We start from the raw sequence: 8,013 nt of genomic DNA, 5'->3' as shown, positions 1-8,013 counted from the left end.
GTGATGACTAAACGCGCCGTCCAAGACTGCTCGTAAACACAGAAACAACAAACCCAAAAGCCCCGGGCAAAACCCCGGGGCTTTTGCTATGACCGGAAGGTCCGGACTGAACCGTTTCGGTGAACACATATCACAGTTGTATTCTTGGTTGTTCGGTCCAGGATGGTTTGAATTTCACCCGCATCCGCGTAGCAAAGCGCCGTTGACAATGCATCTGCCGATGTCGCGTCTGCAGCCTGAACGCTGACCGTCGACCATTGGGGGCGTTGCATGGTTTTTGGATTCAGGACGTGAAACTGACCACTCCCCAGTCGCAACGCGCCTGGACTGGAGGTGGCAATTGCTTGATCTTTGAGCGTCCGGGTCTGAACGATACCGTGTTGAGGGTCGGACAGGCCAAGGCTCCAGTTGCGCCCTGCGGCGTAGTACTCACCGATATTGACCAATACGTTACCCCACCCCGCCTGGCGCAGCACCTCTGTGACCAGATCCGTGGCGTAGCCCTGCGCAATACCATTCAGAGTAAGTGCCTGACCGGCATCCAGCGCAATGTGATCGGGCGAATTCCGAACTCGGTCCCATCCAAGGGCTTTGCGCGCGGCATCGAGATCTCCATTCTGCGCCGCTGCCTGCCACAAGGGTTGAACAGTCGGATCAAAACGCCCGTCGGTCTGCCGGTAGGCGCGATCGCAAGCTCGCAGAAGCTCAAGCATTTCGGGCGCAGGTGCTTTCAGGTGGCCAGAACGGTTCAACCGAGACAAGTCGGAATTCGGCCGATAGAGGCTGAATAATGCTTCGCAGCGTTCAAGCTCGGCTCGGATACGGGCGATGGCGGGTTCGGCAACGTCCGGAGGCGCATCAAATGTTAGGCTGACTTCTGCGCCCAAAGCGTAGCCATGCCATTTTGTGGGCTGGGCCGCGGCCTGAGTGGCCAGCGCAGCAGCGGAGATGGCAAGGAAGCGGCGACGGTTTATCATTCGGCGGCAACCTCTCTGGCTTGACGTCGAGCGGCGACAATCAGAGGCACGCATTTCGTGCTGTCGTCATGGATCGTCACACAGTCTAGGCATTGAAAGCACTCATCATATTGGATGCGTCCACTCTTTGCGATGGCCCCGTATTTGCATTTGACCTTGCACAATTGACACGGAGAACCGCATTCCGCGCGTCGGTCGATCCAATCGCGCCCGCGCAACAGCCCTCCGATCGCCATGAAAGCGCCAAGCGGACAGACATAGCGGCAAAATCCCTTGAACAGCACCATTCCAAGGAACAGCCATCCCGCCGCATAGGCCACGTAATACCATTCCCGCACAAAGAAGGTGGTGACCGCGGTTTTGAAGGGCTCGACCTCGGCAGCTTTGTCCACTTGATCGGGAGCGACGAACACAACGCCCACAAGACCCGCGAGGATGACATATTTCAACCATTTCAGACGCCTGTCCCAAGCCTCGGACGGCTCAATTTGCGGCAGGCGGAGGGCTTTGCCAAGGTGATGCGCGAACTCTTGCATCGCGCCGAAGGGGCAGAGCCAGCCGCAGAACAGCCCCCTACCCCATGCGATGAAACCAGCGATCGAAACCGCCCAGATTAGCAAGGAAAACGGGTCATAAAGAAGGAATGCGAAACTGCCACCCTCGACTGCTGCTCTGAGTGTTCCAAGAACGGTGACGATGGAAAGCTGCCCTTGCCCCCACCATCCGACAAAGCCGATGACAACGGCCAGCACGCCCATGCGGAGGGGCGTGAACAAAGGTTGGGCCGCCAGTGCATTCATGCGAAAGCTGAGCGCAGCGATGAGACCTGTCAGGAAAATCCCCAGAACGATCATGTCGGCCTGACGGTTGCGGAGCGCCTCAAGCCATGGCGGGACCGGCGTGATCTGAACCGGACGGGCAAAGAACCGCTCGGGTGTGACATGCAGCACCTCAAGCGTGACTGAGCCTATTTCAGGTTGGAACATGCCGTGTTCCCGCACGGCAAGCACGTTCAGAACCCAATCGCGTGAGGGGTCAAAGCCCAGCCTGCGGTCTGTGCGCAAGATCATGGCGGTCCCATCGGGCAGACCATCGGCCAGCTCCACAAACAGATCGGCATCGCGCAGGGCAACCGGAAAGCCATCCTGTTCCGCCGACAACCAATCTGGCGCGGTATTGCGCACGAAATCCTCACTGACCAACCCGTGGCGTGCGGTTTCGATAACCAGGATCGGTTCATCATTGTCCGAGATTTCCAGAAAGCTCTGGAGTTCGTCGAAACTGTCCTCGGCCAGCGCGGCGCGGGCGATGGAAGTAGGCCCCAAATCGACAACCCAGATGTCTAAGAACGGCTCATCCGGGTACTCCTGCGCCTCAGGATCATCATCCTCCCACAAGGTGCCTGTGAACAAGGCGTCGACTTGCGCGTTGGTGTAGGTTTTGCGCGTGGCGATGCCCTGATCGACCAGATCCTGCCAGGTCAGGTCCTCTTGGTACTCGGGGTTGGGAAAGGCGGGCGGCGCGGTGGCCAGCCCCTGCATTTTTTCGCGGGCCACTGCCAGCGCGGCCCCCATGACGGATTCGTGGGCAATGCGCACACTGGCCGTCGCTTTGGTGACGCCATCCAGATAAACAAGCTGTGAACCCGCCGCCGCATCGCCATAGGGTGTTCCCACCACAATCGAATCCGAAATCGACAGCCCGCCATATTGTTCAAAGAATTTGTGAAACGGGGCCTCACCCAGACCCGAGACAAATATCGGCTCGTTGTGTTCGATCAGTTGGACGTCCAGAAAGCGCCCCTCAAGGTCCAGCACCACCAGCATGTTGATCGGCGCGCCTGAGAATCCCGGCAAGGGGGCCAAGGGTTCAGATTCAAACACATATCCGGCCTCACTGCCGCCCGAGTTCAGCAGGCTGTAGACCCCGTCATCGTTCAACGCTTCCCCGAGCGAAAACGGGGCGCGGATATAGGTTTCGATCTGCTCACGCGGCAGAGGCTCTGCCTGAACCGACAGGCCGCTGAGAAGCAAAAACACAAGTAACAGGATCGCGCGCATGAGCGTGAGACTATATTTCCGCCTGCGCCCATGACATTCGACGAAAGTCCTAAGTCCCGCCTCTACGACCCCAAGGCGGTTGACGCGGCCGCCCCGGCCCCTCAACACTACATCCCATCCCTACGACCAAAGGAGCATTTTCCGAAAATCATGCCGGTAGTAGGTTTTCAACAACGCCAGTCATTCATCGGGAGGACACTATGACCTGGAGCACACCGAAGCTGAAAGAAGTGAACTGCGGCATGGAGATCAACATGTATTCTCCGTCCGAGGACGAAGGCCGCGAGTACGAGCCCGACCTGTTCTGATCACGTAAACGCAGCGGAGGCCCAAAGTGCATTTCCTGGTTCTTGGGGCTTCTGCAGGTGGCGGTTTGCCACAATGGAACTGCGGTTGCCGGAATTGCGAGGACGCCCGCAAGGGTAGGATCCCGCCGTCCGGCCAATCCTCGTTGGCGGTGTCCCCGGATGGTCTGAATTGGAGCATCCTGAACGCCTCGCCTGATATTCGCCAGCAGATGCTGGACAGCCCCAAAATGCACCCCCGCGCGCTGCGCGACACGCCTGTTGCCTCGGTTCTGCTGACCAACGGGGATATCGACCATATCGCCGGGTTGCTCAGCCTGCGTGAACAGACCCCGTTCACCCTGTTTGCCACGGGCGATATTCTGGACGTACTGTCCCAGAACCGGATTTTCGACGCGGTCAACCGCGAGAAGGTCGAACGCCGCCAGATTGCCCTGGGCGATGAATTCACCCTTCAAGAGGGGCTGCACGCGCAGCTCTTTGCGGTGCCCGGCAAGGTACCTCTCTTCATGGAGGGCGACAGCGTCCAAACCGATCTGCTAGGCGAACAGACCGTAGGTGTCCGGCTGACCACCCCCGATAAGACCGCCTACTACATCCCCGGCTGCGCGCAGGTGACCGATGACCTGTTGGCCCGAATTGCGGATGCCGATCAGCTGTTCTTTGACGGCACGCTTTGGGATGATGATGAGATGATCCGCACCGGAACCGGAGTGAAAACCGGGCAGCGGATGGGGCATATCTCGATCAGCGGACCAGAGGGGTCAATCGCCCGACTGCAAGAGATCCGCGCCGCGAAAACCTTCATCCACATCAACAACACCAACCCTGTGCTGCAACCCGACAGCCCGGAACGCGCCTTTGTGGAAACCGCAGGCTGGACCATCGCCTATGACGGGCAGGAGATCACGATATGAGCCGCGAAACCCTTGAGGCCCGCCTGCGTCAGATCGGGGCGGAGTGTTACCACGATAAGCACCCGTTTCATCACCGGCTGCACAGCGGGCAATGCACCCCCGATCAGGTGCGCGCCTGGGTGATAAATCGGTGGGCCTATCAGGCGGCAATTCCGATGAAGGACGCCGCCTTCATGTCGCGCTGCACCGACCCCGATATCCGGCGCGAGTGGCGATCCCGCATCGAAGACCATGATGGTGGCGTGACCGAGGGCGGCGGCATCCGGCGCTGGCTGAAACTGGCCGAGGCTGTAGGGCTGGATCCCGACTATGTCGCCTCGGGCCGCGGTATCCTGCCCGCGACCCAATTCGCCGTCGACGCCTATGTGCATTACGTGCGCGAAAAGCCCCTGCTGCAGGCGGTCGCGTCTTCTCTGACTGAGTTGTTTGCCCCAAAAATCCATGAACAGCGGATCGAGGGCCTGTTGCAGCACTATGACTTCGCCAATTCTGACAGCTTGTCCTATTTCCAAAAACGCCTGACCCAAGCCCCCAAGGATGTGGCATTCGGCCTGAACTGGGTTTTGGACCATGCCGATACAGAAGAAAAAGAAGATATGGCCTGCGAGGCGCTGATCTTCAAAACCAACGTGCTTTGGGCGCAGCTGGATGCGCTCTGGTCGGGATATGTGGAACCGGGCCTGATCCCGCCCGGTGCGTGGAAACCGGGGGAAGGCCTGTTATGACGCTTGAGCTGCAGCAATCCGATCGCCCCTATCTGCCGCGCGGCGTGCGGGTTCAGCGCGACACAGTGCGCGACCGCATGGTCCTGCAAGCCCCGGAAAAGGTGATCGAACTGGACGATATCGGCGTCGCCATCCTGTCGCGGGTGGATGGGAAGACCTCGTTTAGCCAGATCGTCACTGATCTTGCCACCACTTACGGCGCCCCTGCCGATCAGGTCGAAACCGATGTTCAACACTTCCTGCAGGCCCTGCGCAGCCGCCTCTATGTGTTGGTGCAGGCATGACCGCCCCAGCCCCCATCGCGCTTTTGGCCGAACTTACCCACCGCTGCCCGCTCAGCTGCCCCTATTGCAGCAACCCTGTGGAGCTTGAGCGCAAGGAAACGGAACTCGACACGCAGACCTGGGCGGATGTGTTCCAGCAAGCCTTCGAAATGGGCGTCCTGCAATTGCACTTGTCGGGGGGTGAACCCGCCTCGCGCCGCGATCTCGAAGACCTGACCGCACAGGCCGCGCGTATCGGGCTTTACACTAATCTGATCACCTCCGGCATCGGGCTGACCCCCAAACGGCTGGATCGACTCGCGGCGGCAGGGCTGGACCACATCCAACTGTCCTTGCAGGGCACGAATGCCGATCTGGCCGATCGCATTGGCGGCTATCGCGGCGGCTTTGACCGAAAGATGATCATCGCCAAAGAGATCGGTGACAGGGGTATCCCGCTGACCCTGAACGCGGTCATGCATCGCCACAATCTTGATGACCTGGATCGCACGATCGAAATGGCCGTCAAACTGGGCGCCCGCAGGCTCGAAGTCGCCTGTGTGCAATTCCACGGCTGGGCTCTGCCGAACCGCGCCGCACTGCTGCCAACGCTTGAGCAGACCCGGGCCGTGAAACACACCGTTGCCCGCGCCAGCAGGGATTTGCGCGGCGTTCTGGCCATCGACTTCGTACCGCCAGACTATTACTCGGACTACCCCAAGGCCTGTATGGGTGGCTGGGGGTCCACAGGCCTGAACATCACGCCCAACGGCACCGTCCTGCCCTGCCATGCGGCGCAGACGATCACCCATCTGGAATTCGAGTCCGTGCGCGATAAACCTTTGTCGGACATCTGGCACCACAGCAGCGCCTTCAACGCCTATCGGGGAATCGATTGGTTGCCCGAACCCTGCCAAAGCTGCGAGAGGAAAGAAATCGACTTCGGAGGTTGTCGTTGTCAGGCGATGGCCTTTGCGCAGGATGCCGAAGCCACCGACCCCGTTTGCAAAAAGTCACCGCTGAATAGCCGGGTCAAAGACGTTTTGGACGCCATGTCAGCCAATCCTGAAAATGAATTCATCTATCGCAAAGCGTGACCCCCAACCAAGTTCTATGGCGGGCAGAAATATCTTCGGACATGTGTTGTAGCGGATTGCGGCACGCCGTAAATCCTTGGATCTGCAGAGCATGATTTCGATCCAGTTACGCCCTTTGTAGTGACCTTTGTCGTATTTGACAGCCTGCTTGCGTCGCCTTCGACCTTCTCCCTTCGCCCTTTGAAACAGGCCTGCATCCCTTTTTCTTTCGACGCATCTCAGATGCAGGTCAGCGTCTTAGCCACGGTCTCCAATCAGTCAGTCAACATCTGACACGCTGCTAAGTAAGGCCCGCATGCCGATTTAGTCGCTAGCGTGCCCAGCAGTAAAAAAGGTTTACCGGACGCCCTTGGCTATCACAGATATCGTGCTACTTGGTCTTCGCGCCACGATAGGCGCAGCCAATCAGGCGTCCACGCCCTCGTTTTTGAACGCCAGACTGTTCGCTATTAGGTGCTTTTGCGCATCCAGAAACTGCACGCTGAATTGAGAGCGCTTGTTCTATTCACACCCTAGATACCGCCGCTTCCTGCTTTCTTCGGGAGTAGATTTGCAATGTTTGAAGAAGCTCCTGGACATGGCGGAACGAGACGAGAACCCTGTCGCTGCGGCAACTTCCGCAAGGGGCATGTCCGTAAATTTAAGCAAAATCCCAACCCTCTCCAAACGCAACTCTTTGTAAGTGTCCAGAAGCTTCGCATTTGTTTTGCTGAGATATCTTCTCTGAAGCTGCCGGACAGACGTACCGACTGTCGCGGCAAGTTCTGAAATGCTCAACGGGTCTTCGATATGCTTCATCATGGTCGCCAGCGTATGAATGACAACCTCGTCCCCTTTGGCTTCGCCGATGAGCCGATTGGCAATTTGACTCTCGGTTTTCTTCCCGGGCTCGCTCAATCCGACATATCTGCGTAGCGCATCAGCAATATGTTGACCGTGATCATCCGAAACGAGCTCCGAAAGTAATCCCATAGCACTGATGCGGGTATTAGCGCTGTGCAATCGACCATCTGACGCCAGGCAAGTTGATGCCCCGCAGCTGACAATTCCCTGCTCAATGGCTGCCGCTTCAAAAGTGGCATGCACTGCAGCCGCCCTAGGTTCCGAGCCTGCCATCTGTGCCAGCAACATCACGGCGCCGCCGACCAAAATCACTCTGGGTGACAGATTCATCACTTGCAAAACCCAAAGCTTTTGGTCTCCTGCTGGGCACCATGCACTCTCTAAGTCGCCCCAGAAGACCGCAGTCCGTCCAGCCCAATCAAGTGGTCCACCAACTTTGTCGGTAGCAACAACACGTGTTGTCACCGCATAGGCGTTTTTAGCGATCAATGTGTTCAACGCATGGAAAAACTCCACGACCAATTCTGCTGATGCCCTATCCTCTTGGGAGCGCAGAATGACTTCGATGTGATGAGGGCGTTCTTTTGCCACGTTGGCGATTTGAGCTGAACCTGCGTGACAATTTTGTATGACATAATGCTTCATCAGAACCACCAACTGGTTTGATTGGGTCAGGTGAGGGAAACATTGATCCCCTCGATGACCCCCGCCTTTTGGCGGGGGTCATGTTTTGGCTATTCTGCGGCTTCTTCGTATGCTTCCATTGGTGGGCATGTGCAGACAAGGTTTCGGTCTCCGTATGCGTTGTCGACGCGGTTGACGGGGG

The 8,013-nt window shown here is 58.1% G+C and carries 8 protein-coding genes; 5 read left to right on the top strand and 3 right to left on the bottom strand.

Annotated features, from left to right (window positions below; all coding sequences use genetic code 11):
* Positions 1 to 86 precede the first annotated feature (86 nt).
* Together ACR0IP_RS22870 and ACR0IP_RS22865 are read right to left on the bottom strand one after the other, a co-directional pair.
* Positions 87 to 977 (bottom strand): FAD:protein FMN transferase, encoded by an 891-nt coding sequence (locus ACR0IP_RS22870; RefSeq protein ID WP_480528122.1) that lies wholly within the window; start codon positions 975 to 977, stop codon positions 87 to 89.
* Positions 974 to 3,037 (bottom strand): 4Fe-4S binding protein, encoded by a 2,064-nt coding sequence (locus ACR0IP_RS22865; protein ID WP_170381005.1) that lies wholly within the window; start codon positions 3,035 to 3,037, stop codon positions 974 to 976. Before ACR0IP_RS22865 ends, ACR0IP_RS22870 begins: the two co-directional genes overlap by 4 nt.
* 200 nt (positions 3,038 to 3,237) lie before the next feature.
* On the opposite strand from ACR0IP_RS22865, the gene pqqA reads away from it, so the two are divergent.
* Genes pqqA through pqqE form a run of 5 tightly spaced genes read left to right on the top strand, consistent with a single transcriptional unit; the run spans position 3,238 to position 6,344 of the window.
* Positions 3,238 to 3,345 carry a pyrroloquinoline quinone precursor peptide PqqA gene (gene pqqA / locus ACR0IP_RS22860; RefSeq protein ID WP_152460716.1) on the top strand — a complete coding sequence of 36 codons (108 nt, stop codon included), beginning with the start codon at positions 3,238 to 3,240 and terminating at the stop codon, positions 3,343 to 3,345.
* 26 nt (positions 3,346 to 3,371) lie between these two features.
* A complete protein-coding gene (gene pqqB, locus ACR0IP_RS22855) occupies positions 3,372 to 4,259 on the top strand; it encodes a pyrroloquinoline quinone biosynthesis protein PqqB (protein WP_480528121.1) in 888 nt (295 codons plus the stop codon).
* Positions 4,256 to 4,984, top strand: a complete 729-nt coding sequence (gene pqqC / locus ACR0IP_RS22850) for a pyrroloquinoline-quinone synthase PqqC (RefSeq protein ID WP_480528120.1) — start codon at positions 4,256 to 4,258, stop codon at positions 4,982 to 4,984. Before pqqB ends, pqqC begins: the two co-directional genes overlap by 4 nt.
* The gene (gene pqqD, locus ACR0IP_RS22845) at positions 4,981 to 5,268 is read left to right on the top strand and encodes a pyrroloquinoline quinone biosynthesis peptide chaperone PqqD (RefSeq protein ID WP_480528119.1); all 288 of its coding nucleotides are present in this window, start codon (positions 4,981 to 4,983) and stop codon (positions 5,266 to 5,268) included. The genes pqqC and pqqD overlap by 4 nt, the downstream gene beginning before the upstream one ends.
* Positions 5,265 to 6,344: a pyrroloquinoline quinone biosynthesis protein PqqE gene (gene pqqE, locus ACR0IP_RS22840; protein WP_480528118.1), complete on the top strand. Its 1,080-nt coding sequence runs from the start codon at positions 5,265 to 5,267 to the stop codon at positions 6,342 to 6,344. The genes pqqD and pqqE overlap by 4 nt, the downstream gene beginning before the upstream one ends.
* Before the next feature lie 501 nt (positions 6,345 to 6,845).
* Here the strand turns inward: pqqE and ACR0IP_RS22835 are convergent.
* Positions 6,846 to 7,832: a helix-turn-helix domain-containing protein gene (locus ACR0IP_RS22835; RefSeq protein WP_480528117.1), complete on the bottom strand. Its 987-nt coding sequence runs from the start codon at positions 7,830 to 7,832 to the stop codon at positions 6,846 to 6,848.
* Positions 7,833 to 8,013: the final 181 nt, after the last annotated feature.

This window comes from Ruegeria sp. AL11 (genome assembly GCF_056540865.1).
This window is presented reverse-complemented; position numbering and strand designations above follow the sequence as displayed.

Bases quoted from the DNA above. Each gene is read 5' to 3' on its own strand.
- pqqA (WP_152460716.1), top strand. From the start codon at position 3,238: ATGACCTGGAGCACACCGAAGCTGAAAGAAGTGAACTGCGGCATGGAG.
- ACR0IP_RS22870 (WP_480528122.1), bottom strand. From the start codon at position 977: ATGATAAACCGTCGCCGCTTCCTTGCCATCTCCGCTGCTGCGCTGGCC.
- pqqE (WP_480528118.1), top strand. From the start codon at position 5,265: ATGACCGCCCCAGCCCCCATCGCGCTTTTGGCCGAACTTACCCACCGC.
- ACR0IP_RS22865 (WP_170381005.1), bottom strand. From the start codon at position 3,037: ATGCGCGCGATCCTGTTACTTGTGTTTTTGCTTCTCAGCGGCCTGTCG.
- pqqD (WP_480528119.1), top strand. From the start codon at position 4,981: ATGACGCTTGAGCTGCAGCAATCCGATCGCCCCTATCTGCCGCGCGGC.
- pqqC (WP_480528120.1), top strand. From the start codon at position 4,256: ATGAGCCGCGAAACCCTTGAGGCCCGCCTGCGTCAGATCGGGGCGGAG.
- ACR0IP_RS22835 (WP_480528117.1), bottom strand. From the start codon at position 7,832: ATGAAGCATTATGTCATACAAAATTGTCACGCAGGTTCAGCTCAAATC.